Source organism: Hymenobacter sp. GOD-10R (assembly GCF_035609205.1).
Taxonomy (GTDB): Bacteria; Bacteroidota; Bacteroidia; order Cytophagales; family Hymenobacteraceae; genus Hymenobacter.
In genome coordinates this window covers 4322913-4338582 of sequence record NZ_CP141184.1, presented here as the reverse complement: position 1 = coordinate 4338582, position 15670 = coordinate 4322913, and the positions used below count along the sequence as shown (strand labels likewise).

At 53.5% G+C, this 15670-nt stretch carries 12 protein-coding genes; 4 read left to right on the top strand and 8 right to left on the bottom strand.

The features are described from left to right. The first annotated feature begins 574 nt into the window (after positions 1 to 574). From SD425_RS17330 to SD425_RS17320, 3 genes are all read left to right on the top strand, one after another. Entirely contained in the window at positions 575 to 1627 is a 1053-nt protein-coding gene (locus tag SD425_RS17330) for an outer membrane beta-barrel protein (protein WP_324671202.1), read from the top strand. Between the two features lie 213 nt (positions 1628 to 1840). Beyond that, complete coding sequence (locus SD425_RS17325; RefSeq protein WP_324671201.1) at positions 1841 to 3214, top strand: ammonium transporter; 1374 nt, start codon at positions 1841 to 1843, stop codon at positions 3212 to 3214. A gap of 163 nt (positions 3215 to 3377) precedes the next feature. Then, a complete protein-coding gene (locus SD425_RS17320) occupies positions 3378 to 5567 on the top strand; it encodes a glutamine synthetase III (RefSeq protein ID WP_324671200.1) in 2190 nt (729 codons plus the stop codon). A gap of 143 nt (positions 5568 to 5710) precedes the next feature. Here the strand turns inward: SD425_RS17320 and SD425_RS17315 are convergent, their stop codons facing one another. The 4 genes from SD425_RS17315 to SD425_RS17300 all read right to left on the bottom strand — a co-directional run bounded on the left by SD425_RS17315 (position 5711) and on the right by SD425_RS17300 (position 10177). Continuing rightward, positions 5711 to 6259 carry a DUF4468 domain-containing protein gene (locus tag SD425_RS17315; RefSeq protein WP_324671199.1) on the bottom strand — a complete coding sequence of 183 codons (549 nt, stop codon included), beginning with the start codon at positions 6257 to 6259 and terminating at the stop codon, positions 5711 to 5713. Positions 6260 to 6647: 388 nt separating this feature from the next. Beyond that, positions 6648 to 7784, bottom strand: coding sequence for a glycosyltransferase family 1 protein (locus SD425_RS17310; protein ID WP_324671198.1), 1137 nt, complete (start codon positions 7782 to 7784; stop codon positions 6648 to 6650). A gap of 91 nt (positions 7785 to 7875) precedes the next feature. Then, positions 7876 to 9366, bottom strand: coding sequence for an oligosaccharide flippase family protein (locus SD425_RS17305; RefSeq protein ID WP_324671197.1), 1491 nt, complete (start codon positions 9364 to 9366; stop codon positions 7876 to 7878). Positions 9367 to 9403: 37 nt separating this feature from the next. Further along, positions 9404 to 10177, bottom strand: coding sequence for an AMP nucleosidase (locus SD425_RS17300; RefSeq protein ID WP_324671196.1), 774 nt, complete (start codon positions 10175 to 10177; stop codon positions 9404 to 9406). Positions 10178 to 10420: 243 nt separating this feature from the next. On the opposite strand from SD425_RS17300, the gene SD425_RS17295 reads away from it, so the two are divergent. Next, entirely contained in the window at positions 10421 to 10894 is a 474-nt protein-coding gene (locus SD425_RS17295) for a type I restriction enzyme HsdR N-terminal domain-containing protein (protein ID WP_324671195.1), read from the top strand. Here the strand turns inward: SD425_RS17295 and SD425_RS17290 are convergent. The 4 genes from SD425_RS17290 to SD425_RS17275 form a co-directional block, all read right to left on the bottom strand. Beyond that, a complete protein-coding gene (locus SD425_RS17290; protein ID WP_324671194.1) occupies positions 10891 to 12804 on the bottom strand; it encodes an LTA synthase family protein in 1914 nt (637 codons plus the stop codon). The genes SD425_RS17295 and SD425_RS17290 overlap by 4 nt on opposite strands. A gap of 13 nt (positions 12805 to 12817) precedes the next feature. Further along, positions 12818 to 13420 (bottom strand): SMI1/KNR4 family protein, encoded by a 603-nt coding sequence (locus tag SD425_RS17285; protein WP_324671193.1) that lies wholly within the window; start codon positions 13418 to 13420, stop codon positions 12818 to 12820. A gap of 85 nt (positions 13421 to 13505) precedes the next feature. Next, positions 13506 to 14633 (bottom strand): alanine dehydrogenase, encoded by a 1128-nt coding sequence (ald, locus tag SD425_RS17280; RefSeq protein WP_324671192.1) that lies wholly within the window; start codon positions 14631 to 14633, stop codon positions 13506 to 13508. Between the two features lie 172 nt (positions 14634 to 14805). After that, positions 14806 to 15588, bottom strand: coding sequence for a DUF1573 domain-containing protein (locus tag SD425_RS17275; protein WP_324671191.1), 783 nt, complete (start codon positions 15586 to 15588; stop codon positions 14806 to 14808). Between the last annotated feature and the right edge of the window lie 82 nt (positions 15589 to 15670).

Below are 15670 nucleotides of genomic sequence, written 5' to 3'. Positions count from 1 at the left end.
CCCTTTTATTAAGGGGGGTATTGCTATAAAAACCATGTTTTTATAAAAATTAAGTAAAAATTTAAAGTATTATTTGAATTTATAGTCAGTTTAAGCGTAGATTGGCTTCAGAATTACAACATGCCCCTCTTACTAATGCGAACAAACGCTGTCTGTCGCATTGCTTTCTTGTCATTCTTCTTATTTTTCTATTGTGTCGCTGATATTCATCACTAGAGCTAGCTTGCCTCTGGTGGTGGAAAGATCAGTGTGTAATACAGGAAATTTTAAAGCTCGGTCTAATTTGTCTACAATGAGGTGCGCTGATTCAGAATAAAAGAAATTGAGCCTAGCCAAGTAATTGATGCAATAAGACCTGCTTAGTAAGCTGTCAATAATCCTGCATAGTTTGTAAAAATTTGTATTGTTTAATACAGAGCAGAAAAACTATGCCTTGTTGTGAGAATAAAAATGTTTTGTTAAAAATAGAGTAAAGCTTTAGTAACGGAATACGTTTTAACGTGAAGTAGGTTGAGGAAGGAAATACAAGTCCCACGCTCGTCGTCTTTTATTTTCCACCAAATAGATTGCCTACATGCTCATTCTTTCAGCAACATTATCACTGCTCGCTTCTAGTTTTGGCGGTGAGGGAGATTCGACTCGCACCCTGCCATTTAAATTGTCTGGGTCGGCAGATGCGTATTATCGTTATAACCTGCAAAATCCGAGAGAGGCTCCGTATAATAATTATACGAGCTTTACAAATACGCATAATTCCTTTGAGCTAGGTATGATCTCCGCTAAAGCGGAACATACAATTGGTAAAGTAGGATTGGTAGCTGACCTAGGTTTCGGACGGCGCGCAGAAGAGTTTTCGTACAATGATTCAAATACGCGCTTTGCTATTAAGCAGCTGTTTATCACGTACTCGCCTTCAGCAAAAATCAAGTTAACGGCTGGCAGTTGGGCCACGCATATCGGATACGAGTCAGTAGATCCATACCTGAATCGTAATTACAGTATGAGCTATATGTTCTCATACGGGCCCTTTTTTCACACCGGCGTCAAAGCTGATTTTACCCTTGGCGACAAAACGGCCCTCATGGTAGGGGTAGCCAACCCAACCGACCTGAAAAGCGCGAGCGGCTTGCCGAAAATGGCTATTGCGCAACTTGCTACGGGCACCAAGGACGATAAAATAAAAGCGTATCTGAATTACCAAGGTGGTAATCCTAATGATTCATTGCGCTTGCATCAAGTTGATGCGGTAGTCACGTTTGCGGCTTCTTCTAAATTTAGTTTGTCTTACAACGGAACCGTGCAAACCCGGCAAAGTAAAAGCGAAAGTAGCTGGAGTAATAACAATACCTGGTGGGGATCTGCGCTATATGCAAACCTAGACCCTGCTTCGTGGTTCGGGCTGACACTTCGCAGTGAATACGTCGGAGATAAAAAATCCGTAATCGGGTTTAACGGGGGTGTATTTGAGACGACGCTTTCTTCAAATATCAGAGTCGATAATTTGACAATTATCCCTGAGTTTAGAATTGATAGCGGAAATCGAGATCCAAGATTATTTGTGAACAGGGGAGGAGTAAATAAAAAATCAACTCAAAGCTTGCTTGTTGCCGCCGTTTATAAATTCTAATAATTGGCTTGCTTCTCAAATTTGACTTCGCTTGTAAAAAACAAATACTCGGTTTTGCATTTCGTAAAAGTATAAATGGTTGCTGATCAAAAGAGTTTGCTCTTTCATCTGCTGAAATACACCAATTAATACTTTCTTGTTTGCCTGACCTTTAAGTCAAGCGTTAGGCTGGTCGCTTTTAAATCCAACTTTCAAGTCACCAATTTATCCTTTATGGAAACTGCCCCTCGCAAATCTGCTTCGAGCTCACTCATGCTCTTGGTGCTTCTGGCGCTGAGCGGAGTAGCCGCTTTTGTTCCCGTCGTCCACCCCTCTGCAGGTGCTACCAGCACGCTTAACGCCGCCGACGTAGCCTGGATGCTAACTGCTACGGCGCTCGTGCTGCTCATGACGCCCGGTCTATCGTTCTTCTACGGCGGCATGGTGCGGCCCAAGAACTTGATTTCGACCATGTTGCAAAGCTTTGTAGCCATGGGCGTCATTTCGGTACTGTGGTACTTTGTGGGCTTCTCACTAGCCTACGGTGACAGCTGGCACGGCCTGATTGGCAACCCACTCACGTTTGCCTTGCTGCGCAACGTAGGTACGGCCCCCAATCCGGCATTTTCCGCGGCCATCCCTTTCATTCTCTACTTCGCTTTCCAGCTGAAGTTCGCCATCATTACACCAGCCCTCATCACGGGTTCGTTTGCTGAGCGGGTCAACTTCAAAGGCTACCTAGCTTTTATGGTGCTGTTCGGGCTGTTTATCTACTGCCCCCTGGCGCACTGGACCTGGCACCCCGATGGCTTCCTGCACAAGTGGGGTGTCCTCGACTTTGCTGGTGGCACAGTAGTGCACATTTCGGCGGGGGTAGCGGCGCTAGCGGGTGCCATCGTGATGGGGCCGCGACGCATGAAGCAGCAGACTTCCTTCTCAACTCCTAATGTTCCTTTTGTGCTGCTGGGCACGGGCCTGCTGTGGTTTGGCTGGTTCGGCTTCAACGCCGGTTCGTCGCTGGGTGCTAACGAGCAGGCTACGCTAGCCTTCGCTAATACTAACCTAGCTTCGGCCGCTGCGCTAATGGCTTGGATGCTGGTGGAAGTAGCCCGCGGTGGCAAGCCCACAGCAGTTGGTGCTTGCATCGGGGCCGTAGTTGGTCTGGTGGCCATCACGCCCGCCGCTGGCTTTGTCAACTATGGCCAGAGCATTCTGATCGGGGTAGTAGCCTCGCTCATCAGCTTTGCTGGAGTGCATTGGAAAAACAGCCGCACCAACATCGACGACACGCTTGATGTGTTCCCTTGCCATGGCTTAGGCGGCATTGTAGGTATGATCCTGACCGGTGTGTTCGCCGACAAAGTAGGCCTCGTGCATGGTACTACCACGCTGTTTGGCTACCACCTGCTGGCGCTGGTAATCGTTGTAGCCTACACGTTCGTTGGCTCTTGGATTCTGCTGAAAGTAACCGACATGATCTTCGGTTTGCGGGTGAAAGCAGCCGATGAAGAGCTAGGCCTCGACCTGAGCCAGCACGAAGAATCGACTTATAACGTGGACGAAGAATACGAAAGCACGCGCAAAGAGCTAGTGTCCGAACGCCACTAAGTCTTCTTGAGCTAAGCAGCATACTGAGTAGCGCCGGGGCGCTGCACAAGATCGGAGAACGATCAGACCAGCTCCCAGCGCTACTCAAAATGCCAACTACGCCCACAGGCCACAATACCACACACCACGTTACTTTCATTCCTTTTACATTTCCAGTTCTCGCATGTCCATTTTGCGCTTTAAAGCCCTCGAGTTAGTCGATCAACGCGAACCTGTAGCCGTAACGTCCTCTCCCGAAAGCCGGTCTGCGGCCTTTGGTAAAAACGTATTCAACCTAGAGGCCATGCGGGCCACAATGCCGGGTAGCTATTTAAAAAAGCTAGAAGCATCTATCAAAGAAGGCACGCCCGTAGAGCGGTCGGTGGCCGACGCGGTGGCTTCGGCCATGAAGACGTGGGCCACGGCCAAAGGCGCTACCCACTACACCCACTGGTTTCAGCCCCTGACGGGCGCCACGGCCGAGAAGCACGACTCCTTCTTCGACCTGAACTCCGACGGACAGCCGGTGGAGAACTTCAAGGGTTCGGCGCTGGTGCAGCAGGAGCCTGACGCATCTTCCTTCCCCAACGGGGGCATTCGCAATACCTTCGAGGCGCGCGGCTACACGGCCTGGGACCCGACCTCGCCGGCTTTCATCCTGGAGGCCCCTGGCACCAAGACCCTGTGCATCCCCACCATCTTCGTGGCCTACACCGGCGAGGCGCTGGACTACAAAGCGCCCTTACTCAAGTCGCTGGCCGCGCTGGAGAAAGCCGCCGTGGACGTGTGCCAGTACTTCGACAAAGACGTGCAGCGGGTCAACACCACCCTCGGCATTGAGCAGGAGTATTTCCTGGTGGACAAAGCCCTCTATGATGCGCGGCCCGACCTGGTGATGACCCAGCGTACGCTGTTCGGCCACGCCCCGGCCAAGGGTCAGCAGCTGGAGGACCACTATTTCGGCTCCATCCCCAGCCGGGTGCACGCCTTCATGGTCGAGTTCGAGGAAGAAGGCACCAAGCTCGGCATCCCGCTGCGCACGCGCCACAACGAAGTAGCCCCGAACCAGTTTGAGTGCGCTCCCACCTTCGAGGACGCCAATCTGGCCGTGGACCACAACCAGCTCTTGATGGACGTGATGGACCGTGTGGCCGAGCGCCACCACTTCAAGGTGCTCTTGCACGAGAAGCCCTTTGCGGGAGTGAATGGCTCGGGCAAGCATAACAACTGGGCCATGAGCACGGATACGGGTGTGAACCTGTTCGCCCCGGGTAAGCGGCCCAAGGAGAACCTGCAGTTCCTCACGTTCTTCATCACCACCATCAAGGCCGTGCACACCTACGGGGAGCTGCTGCGCGCCAGCATTGCTTCGGCCAGCAATGATCACCGCCTGGGGGCCAACGAAGCGCCGCCCGCGATTATGAGTGTGTTCGTGGGCTCGATGCTGGACAACGTGCTCAACGAGCTGGAGCGCACCGCCAAGCTGCCGCTGGACAAGGGCGACAACATCTACCTCAAGCTGGGCATTGACAAGATCCCGGCGATTCTGCTGGACAACACCGACCGCAACCGCACCTCCCCGTTTGCTTTTACCGGCAACAAGTTTGAGCTGCGGGCCGTAGGTTCCTCAGCCAACTGCTCCTCGGCCATGACCGTGCTCAACGCCATTGTGGCCGAGCAATTGATCGATTTCAAGCAGGCGGTAGATGCGCAGCTAGCACAAGGCAAGAAGAAGGAAGTAGCTATTGTGGATGTGCTGCGCGAGTACGTGATCAGCTCCAAGGATGTGCGCTTCGAGGGCAATGGCTACTCGCAGGAGTGGAAAGAAGAGGCTGCCCGCCGAGGATTGGCTAACGTAGCCACGACCCCGCAGGCTTTGGACGCATTAATAGCCCCAGAAGCCGAAACCTTGTTCGCTAAGCACGGCATCTTCTCGCCCGTGGAGCTGCACGCCCGCCATGAAATCTTGCTGGAAGAGTACCTGAAGAAGATTCAGATTGAAAGCCGCGTGATGGGTGACCTAGCCATCAACCACATCATCCCCACGGCCGTTGCGTACCAAACTAAGTTGATCAACAATCTGTGTGGTTTACGGGAACTTGGCTTGGAAGATGAGCATTCACAAGTCACCGTTGATACAATTAAGGCAATTTCGCGCTATATTGCGACGATTAAGACGGAGTCTGACACAATGTTGAACAGCCGTAAGGCAGCCAACAAGATAGAAGATACACGGGAGCGGGCTATTGCCTACTGTGAAACCGTGAAAGGACATTTCGACCCCATTCGCCGTGCAGTGGACAAACTGGAGCTGATGGTGGCCGATGAGGACTGGCCGCTAGTTAAGTACCGCGAACTTTTGTTCCGGCACTAGCAGCGGACGGGCTCGACCCGGAGTTGGGTGGGAATTTTCTCCGCGTGTCGAGACGCGAAAAAGCCGTTCCGGGTGGGACGGCTTTTTTTGTGCTTCATCTAGGCTAGGTCAGTAGCTGAGCTTGTTTTAAATAACAGTTTGACTTAGATTAGATTAGTGGGTTTTTCTGAGCTAACCATCATTGAATTGAGCCCACCGATGGTCGTTAGAATCCAGCTGTCGATCTGGTCGATCGTCTTGATCAGGTTCCTGCGCTGCCGTCGTAGGCCGTACGCTTCGATGTTGGTGGTAACGGTGCCGACGCTGTATTTACCAGCCCGGGCGTAGTCCGATTGGGTGTGGGTGATTTGGTCAATGACGTACTGATATTGGCCGTCTTTTACCTGAATAGCCAACCGGAATGCTTTGTTATTAGAGGAATTACCGGACCGTACATGCGTGACGAGAGTACCCGCTTCTGGGTTGCTCACTCGGCGAGTGACCTTGTGCGTCAATCCTAGCTGCGTGAGCCAGTCTTCAGCTCGCGAGAAAAGCTCTTCCCTAGGAGCATCATCAACAGGGACTACAGCTGTGTATTCTACCTTTTTCGTTTCCTGATTTACAGGAAGTTGAAAGTACCCAGGATAAGGTCCTGGCTGAGCAAGTGCCGCACTACTGACTAGAGCGAGCAAAAAAGTGCATACAGCTTTCATGAGTGTAAATAGATAATTTTCGGCTACTGGGTGAGTAGCCGAAAGGGTGGTGGGGAAGAGGAGGAGCAACAGAAAAAGAACGTAAAGCTTACCTAGCGCGAGTGGGTGGTCTGCAAGTAAACTTTTTAAAATTATAATGAGATTAAAGAATTAAAATCTCATTAACTTGATTTTGAGCATGGAAAAGCAATGAAGCTCTTCTTGTTGAGCTTTCTATTTTTTAGTATAGTACAATTTACGCGCTCAATATGAATTAGTTCGGTAAAGTTGCGGGGAAAGAAAAGCTACAAGCACCCTAGCTACCAGCAGACAAAGCAGTGGCTACCAACCGACTTGGATAGACAAAAAATTCTAATAAAGCGGATGGATATTCGCTAAGCTTTCCTTCCTAGTAGGAGGGATCAACAGCCTCTTCTAGTGTTTGCCATAGCTTGGCTGCGCTTTGCTCCCAAGAAAAACGCTCCATATTATGGAAGCCCTTGGCTATCAATTCCTGCCGCAAAGCTGCATCGTGTTGCATTTGCGTTAGGGCGGCGGCAATAGATTCAACCGAAAAAGGATCGACGAGCAAGGCTGCATCGCCTGCTACTTCCGGCAAGGAGCTGCAGTTAGAGGTGATTACAGGGCTACCGCAGGCTTGCGCTTCGATGACGGGGATGCCAAAGCCTTCGAAGTAAGGCACATATACCGTTGCTAAAGCTGCCGCGTAGAGACCTACTAGCTCCGCATCGTTTACTCGGCCGGTGAGGTGCACGTCGTCTTGGTAGTGCATCTGCTCGTACACATCGAAGATGGCACCGGCTTTCCAAGCTTTGCGACCTACTACCACCAGTTGCGTGTCGGCGCCTGTTTCATCTTTAAACTGTTCGAAAGCCCGGAGCAGATTCACTAGGTTCTTGCGTGGCTGCAAGGCGCCTACGAAGAGAAAGTAAGGCTGGTCGCTGCTGAACTTGGCGCGGGTTGCAGCCTGCCTAACTTCCGGTTGCGGCCGGAACCTAGCATCCGCGGCATTGTAAACTACCTGAATCCGCTCAGCAGGTAGTTGGTACGTATCAATGAGGTCTTGCTTGGTAGCTTCCGAAACGGCAACCACGCAAGCTGAAGCGAAGGCAAAGCGCGGGGCAAAGAAGTAATAGTACTGCCGTTGTAAAAAGCCTACGTCTTGCGGAAAATGCTCAAAAGCTAGGTCGTGCATCACCGTCACGCGGGGCACGTCGGTGCGTAGTGTCGTAAAGCCGTCGAGACTCAGAAACACATCGGGGCGTAACCGACGTAGCGTTTGCGCTACCGCCCCTTCAAACCACGCTACGAAGAGAAACGGGTGCCGGGCTGGGGGAAACAGCACGTGGGGCACCACGTTTTCGGCAAAGACGTACTTCGGATCAAATGGCCGGTCGAACAGGAAGTGGAAGGTGTGCTCGGGATGCTGGCGCACCATTCGGATCAGCGTTTCGTAAGTAAAACGCCCGATGCCCTCAAGTTGGTTGCCGGGCAGCAAGAAGCGGACGTTGACGGCGATGATCAAAAGAGTAACTGAATAGCTAAGTGACGGAGAAAGAGGTAGGTGCGCGGGCTACGGTTTATCTACGGTAAGACCAGCTTAGGAGACACCATACCTAGCCCCGCTTGCGGAGCTTCTGAAGCTCCGCTACGCGTACGATCTTTGTTAGGAACAAGATGCCTACAAACGCTACTCCGGCTAGCACGGCTTCCACAAGCCATTGATTGACAAGCCAGCGCAAACCTAGGAAGGTGCCGCACAGCAGGCCAAACGCCAGGAACAGCTGCGCCAGCACGCGCCACGGGATGGCAACGCCTGCCTGATTGCGCACCAGCCACAAATACCCCACGGACACAAATACAGCACACAATAGGGTATTGACCGAAGCTGCCAAGGCACCGTAGCGGGGTAGCAGCACGAAGTTTAGCCCTATGTTCAAGGAAATGCTCCCGGCTACCAGCCAGCTAACGGGGCGTTCTTGGCTGGTGCTGGTGAGTAGCGTGCTATAAATGGCGAAAAAGGCGTGCACCAGCACGTTCACAAACAAGATCTTCAGACACAGGGCCATACGGCCTAGCTCCTCGGGCGAACTGTGAGTGAATTGCCAGAAGAGCACCTCGCCCCGGAACAGCACGAAGGCGCACACAAACAGCAAGGGCACCGTAACGACGCGTTGCCCAAACCAGAGCAACTCTTGTTGCTCCTCGCGGCGGTGCGTGGCGAGGGCAAACTTGGCAAAAAACAGCGGCAGCACCGTCCACAGGTACATCATCACGGCATCGACCCAGCGGTAAGCGCCGGCATAATAGCTAGCTTCCTTCGCCGACACAAGCCGCTCCAGCATACCCATGTCCACTCGCTCATTGAGGCCATAGAGCAGGGCAATGAGCGCAAATGGCATGCTGTCGCGCAAGAGGGTACGGGCATGGTCCCAGCGCAAGCGGTAGCGCACCCGGCCATACAGCCGCGAGACGAGTGCGTACAGTACCACGAACGTGAAGAGAACCGCCGCCGAGCGTGCTCCCACGTAGCGGTCGAGGGTGAGCCCGATGGGCAGCAACCCTAGCACCATCAGGAGCAGCAGGGCTTTCTCCAAGATGGAGAGCACAGCGTCGGTATTGAAGCGCTGATGCGCCTGCAAGGCTCCGCGCAAAAACTGCGTGTATTGGGTCAGCAACAAACCGGCTCCGATGAGAGCCAGTAGCAGCAGTACATGGCCTTGGTAGCCAAGTACCGCACCAACGGCCACCGTGATGCCTAGGAATACCGCCATCAGCCAGCCTTTGAGGGGCAAGAGCGTGGGGAAATACTCGGGCAAAAAGTCGGGGGAGGCGGCTACCCGCTTGGTCATGAGCTGCGTGGTACCTAGGTCCGACACAGAAGCAATGATGAGCGTCCAGGCTGATAAAGCGGTGAACGTGCCAAAAGCGGCGTGCCCGAGCCGGTCTTGCACCAGGTTTTCTACCACTACCCATCCCGGTTTTACCAGCAGGTTGAGCAGTACGACGAAGCTGATATTTCCGAAAAACTTTTTGATAGAAGCAGAGGCGTAAGTAAGCGCGGCGAAAATACGGGAAAAGCAAACGTGGAACCTAGCTCCTGGCAACTGACGAATCAGCTAGCTAGGTCAAGGTTCCACGCGCTTATTCAAACCGCAAGTGCTTCACCGACTCGCCGGAGTTCTGCAATTCAATCAAGGAATCGATACCGATTTGAAGGTGTGCCTGCACGTAGCCCGACGTTACTTTCGAGTCGCTCTCAGCGGTTTTCACGCCTTCTGGCGTCATGGGGTTATCTGATACCAGCAGCAGCGCGCCGTGCGGAATCTCGTTAATAAAGCCTACCACGAAGATGGTCGCCGTTTCCATGTCCACGGCCATGGCCCGGATCTGGCGCAGGTAGTCCTTGAAAGCGGCGTCGTGTTCCCACACCCGACGGTTGGTCGTGTACACCGTGCCGGTCCAATAGTCCTTCTCGTGTTTCTTGATCATTGAAGAAACAGCGCGTTGCAGACGGAAAGAGGGCAGTGCGGGGATTTCCGGAGGTAGGTAGTCGTCGGAAGTACCTTCGCCGCGAATAGCCGCGATAGGTAGAATCAAGTCACCTAGCTTGGTCTTGCTTTTCAGGCCACCGCATTTACCTAGGAAAAGCGCCGCTTTGGGATTGATGGCGGAGAGCAAATCCATGACGGTGGCCGCCATCGGCGAGCCCATGCCGAAGTTGATGATCGTGATATTGTTTGCCGTTGCCGTTTGCATTGGCTTATCTAGTCCGCGCACCTCAACACCAAACTGCTGAGCAAACATTTGCACGTAGTTGATGAAGTTAGTCAGGAGAATATATTGCCCAAACTCTTTGAGCGGAACGCCCGTGTAGCGCGGCAGCCAATTCTCCACAATGGAGGCTTTGTCTTTCATGCAGTTAAATGGTTATATGGTTGATTAGGAAATGGCTAATTGTTGAAAGGTTGATTGTTTAATAATAGAGGAAGCTAGCTAGTTAGGGTTTCGGAAATGATCAGGTTTATCCCAATAGCAATTTGACTGTTTAGCTGTTCAACAACCAGCCTTTTATAAACAAAAAAGCCGTCACACAAAACTGTACGACGGCACCCCAGTGAAAAGCGGAAACAGACGCTCCGAGCGGTACCTTTGTAGGTGATGCAAGCGCTAAACCTGCCGCCTTTCGAATACAAAGTTACAAAATCAGGCCCGAATTCGCTAATCTGGGACGTTTTACGCCGCAAGAACGTAGTCCTGACGCCAGAAGAATGGGTGCGTCAGCACGTCGTTCATTACCTGATTGAGCACCTTGGCTACCCACGCGGCCTGTTGACCTTAGAACGGGGCCACGCGTACAATCAGCGCCAAAAACGCACGGATTTGTGCGCTTTCAACTCGGCTGGCCAACCCTTATTGTTGGTCGAGTGCAAGGCGACGACGGTGCCCATCACAGCCGCTGTAGCCCACCAAGCGGCTACGTACAACCAGACGATTGGTGCGCCGTTATTGCTGCTCACCAATGGCTTACAGCATTATTGCTGGCGCGTCGATTTTGTGCAGCGGCGCAATGAGCAGCTAGCTGAAATTCCAGACTATGCTGCTGCTCAGCTACTTTCCGGCGCTTCTAGCTAATTCCCTGCCTTATAAAGCTGATTATCAGAAAGCCCGTTCACGAAGAACTGCACACATGCCTTTAGCTCGTCACCGTATTGCTGTACTCTACGCACATCGGGGTGGGGGAGCGACTCGGTTGAAATGGTGTGCGTCTGATAAGGGTAAAGCAATACTTGGTTATCAGCCGTAAGTTCCGTCACAAGGTCGCGGTGCACCAAGAAGTAGGAGCCACCGCTTAGGTAAAGTGCCCGGCCGGTTGTGCCCTGGTCGAAAACGGAGTAGCCGAAAGGCAGAAGTTGGCGGTTGGCGCGCAGACCTAGGTAGTCGAGTACAGTAGCGGGCACGTCGGCTTGCTGCGTGATGCGGTGCACGTCGGCGGCCGGGAGTTGGCGGCCCGGATGAAAGAGCAGTAACGGTGTTTTGTAGCTACCCAGCGCATTCTGGTACCCCGCCCGGCTCGTCTGCGAGGTGTGGTCGGCGAGCAAAATAAACAACGTGTGCTTGTACCACGGCTGACGACTTGCGGCCGCAAAAAACTTTCGCAGGGCATTGTCCGTGTAGCCAATGGTAGCGTGGATAGGCAAATCACCAGCCGGAAAACGGCCCTGATATTGCGCCGGCACCGTGAAAGGCTCGTGCGAGCTGAGGGTGAATAGGGTAGAGAAAAAAGGCTCGGGCTGCTTCCCTAGCTGCTGGCTAAAGTATTGGAGGTAAGGCTCGTCGAAGATGCCCCAGTGACCATCGTAGTCGGGGCTGTTAGCGCCGCCGGGGTACTCCGATAGGCCATAATACCGCTGAACGCCCGCAATACCGGCAAAGGTGTTGAAGCCCATGGTGCCATTCTGCGCCCCATGAAACATAGACGTGGTATAGCCCTGCCGCCCCAGCACCTCACCTAGGCCATGTAGCTCGTCAGTTTGGTAATTTGATGTGATAAAGGGGCCTTCCATAAGAGAGGGTAGCCCCGCCAGCACAGCCGGCAATGCTTCGATAGAACGACGACCATTGGCGTAATGCTCACGAAAGAATAAGCTTTTAGTGGCCAGCGAGTCAAAGAAGGGCGTGTAGCCTTGACCGTTGTTTTCGATGCCGGTATACTCCGAAGCAAAGCTTTCGAGCAGCAACACGACCACATTGTCGCGTAGGGGCGCGCCCATGGCAGAGCGAGCTGGCAGCGGTCGAGCCGCTAATGCGTGCCGCAGGGCAGCCGGAGAAGCGAAATACTGCTTGTGTTCGGCCGGCTGATACCCTAGGCTTTTCAAAAACGTGAAGGTGCTATTTAGGGCCAAGTGGCCGAGTAGGGCTGGCTGCTGCACAAACGCATGGCCTGTGCGCAAGGGCTTCAGCTGCAAGCCACCTCGGATGCCGAGCACTACCGCAAGTGCCACCAGCGCTACTTCCACGGCTTGCCAGCCAAACCGCTGCAGCGGTTTAGCGGAGGTGGCAGACACAGCAGGCTGTTGCCCCGGCATCGGGTACAAGTAGCCGAGCAGTAGCATCAGCGCGATGAATGGAATCAGTAGATACCAGTAGTGCCCTAGCAGCTGCACGGCCTGGCGCGATACGTCGGAGCCAATGGTGGACAGTTCGTTGGATGTGCGCCGCCCAATAAACTTAAAGTACTCGGTGTCAACAATATTCAAGGCTAGGCCTACCGAGTTCAGCACCAGATAGATCCCGCGTAGTGCCCGCTGCCAATTGCGCCCAAAGGCCGGCACCAACGACAACACCACAAACGGCAGATTGAGCAGCAGCAACCCGGCAATATCGAACCGGAAACCGTGCCAGAACGCCCAAAGGACCTGGCCGCTTGAGGCCTCGCGGAAGACGTCGTGGTTAGCTACGTAAAAGCCGATCCGCAGCAGCAGATACAAACCGAGCAGCATGGAAAAGCGCCGCAGTAAGAGGCGCAAAGCAAGGGAAGGCACACGCGCTGCCACGTTATTCGCCCGACTTAAACTGAATAGATTGGCCGTCGGGTAAGCCTTTGATTTTCTTGTAGAAGTCAGCTAGCCAAGCTAGCCGTTCAACGCTAGGTACGGCTTTAATGCTTGGCTTTGTTTTGCTATCCGTGGCAATGCAGGCCGGTGGATAAAGGCTTAGTAGCTGACCGGGTGGAAGTACGCCGCCACCCTGCTGAAAGGTGCGCAGCGGCTGCATACCGAGGGCGTCAACTGGGAATTTCTCCACACCAAACAAGAAGTGCTTGAAATCTACCTCTAGGTCAGCTAGCTCGCCGGTTTCGGTGTCGAGGAAGTACACGGCTTCTTGTCGCAGTAAAAACTGGTTGCCTAGGCAATCTTGCGCAAACGGAATGTCCGTCCGCTCTACGGTGTCATAAGTGCGCCAAAACGCATTTGGGCCGTGCCACGCTTCCTCTAGTGAATGCCAGGCGGGCACTCCACCGCAACCGCGGATGTGCAGCCCGCCGAAGTAGGCGACTACCCCATTTTGCTGGCGGAGAAAGTTCTGAAGATAGGAAGGAAGGAGGGCTAGGGTCGTGGCACTGGCAATAGGAGCGCCAGTGAAAAGAATTCCGATCATGCAAACAAAGGAAGCGGTATCAGCAAAAGAATAAAAGCCTTCCCAACGGAGCGTCAGGAAGGCTTTTGACAAAGGTAAGCAAACTTTAGGCGTGAGCTGGCTCTAATACCGATTCTACACTTACCAAAGGCAGGTTCCAAGCTTCCGCAACGCCCTTATAGACCACTTCGCCATTTACGACGTTCAGGCCGAGGCGTAAGTCTGCGTTTTGACGGCAGGCCTCCTGCCAGCCCTGGTTAGCTAGCTTCACAGCGTAGGGCAGGGTGGCGTTGGTCAGCGCTAGGGTGCTGGTGTAAGGTACCGCGCCGGGCATGTTGGCCACGCAGTAGTGCACGATGTCGTCGATGATGAAGGTGGGATCTTCGTGGGTGGTAGGCTTGCAGGTTTCGATGCAGCCGCCCTGGTCCACAGCCACGTCGACGAGCACAGTGCCGGGCTTCATGGTCTTAAGCATGTCGCGGGTAATCAGGTGAGGCGCTTTCGCTCCAGGAATTAGCACAGCACCTACGATTAGGTCGGCCGTTTTGATGGCTTCGCGGATGTTGTACTCGTTGGAGTACACCGTCGACACGTTCTTGGGCATGATATCGTCTAGCTCACGCAGACGGTTCAGGCTGATGTCCATCAACGTAACCTGAGCACCTAGGCCAGCGGCAATTTTCGCGGCTTGGGTACCCACAATGCCCCCACCTAGCACCAGCACGTGCGCTGGCTTCACGCCGGGCACGCCGCCGAGCAGAATGCCGCGGCCTTTTAGGGGTTTCTCTAGGTACTTAGCGCCTTCCTGCGGGGCCATGCGGCCGGCTACCTCACTCATCGGAATGAGTAGGGGCAACGACCGGTCGGCGCGTTCTACAGTTTCGTAGGCGAGGCACGTGGCCTTGCGCTCGATCATGGCGTGCGTAAGATCTTCGCTTGAAGCAAAGTGGAAGTACGTGAACAGCAGTTGTCCTTCCTTGATCAAGGCGTATTCTTCCTGAATCGGCTCCTTCACCTTCACGATCATCTCGGCTTGGCCGTACACATCGGCAATTGTAGGCAGGATTACGGCGCCAGCTTGTTCGTATTCAGTGTCTTGGAAGCCGCTGCCGAGGCCAGCTGAAGCCTGCACGTACACCGTGTGGTGATGCTTGCGCAGTTCCGCAACGCCTGCGGGCGTGAGACCTACACGGTTTTCGTTATTCTTAATTTCTTTTGGAACACCGATAATCATGGTGAGAGGAGAAGGGTGATAGAGGAAAAACTAGGAGTGGAAAAACGGCGACAAAGATACGATGTATAGCGCGAAGCTCCTGCGCCGCGCACCGTGGAATAGCTCGTTCTGAGAAACAGTCCCAAACGATTATCGTTCCACGATGCGCGAAGCAGGAGCTTCATGCTGCACGCTACTTAAACGGAACGGCCGTGCCGCTCTCCTTCACCATGCTGGCTGCATTCAGGTCGCGTACGACGTTCGCCCGCAACGTTACTTTGGAATCGCCATTCAGGTCGTTGGAACTCATGGTAACCACTTCCATGCTCTGTCCGGCTTGGCGAGGAGCATACACTAGCTCAACGGGTACACTCTGGCCGGGTTTAATGGGTTGTGGCGCAGCCTTATAACCTACGCAGTTGCACGTAGAAGAAAGCATGCCCATCACTAAATCTTGTTTGCCGGTGTTCTGCACCGTGAGGCGTACTACCGGCTGCTGGCCCACTTCCACCTTGCCGAAATCGTGGGTGGTCGTGTTTAGTTTGGCGTGAGGCGACTGAGCTAGCTGGGCTGGAGTAAGCTTGGTCTTCATCTCGTCCTTGCCGAGCACGGTGCCTTTGATGCTGAGCACGGTGCTTGGGGTAGCCGCGTTGCTGGTTACCGTTACGGTTTTATTGAATACGCCCGGACGGCCCGCGCTGCTGTAAACGGCTTTCACCATGCCAATTTTGCCTGGCAGCACAGGCGTTTTGGTCCAGTCGGGGGTAGTACAGCCACAAGACGCCTGCACGTTGGCAATTACGACGGGCTGATTACCGGTGTTCTTAAACTTAAATTCATAGGTAGCCATCGTGCCTTCGGGGACGTTGCCGAAGTCATGGGCATCTTTTTCGAAGGTCATGATGCCTTGCGCCTGAGCACCTAAGTGGGTCAGCAAGAGACCGAGGCCAAACAAAAGGGAGGCGAACTTTTTCATAGGGTAGGAATAAAAACTGATGTATGAATTTGAAGGCGAAAAGAAAGCAGCTGTGAGCAATGACAGCCGTATAATTACCTTG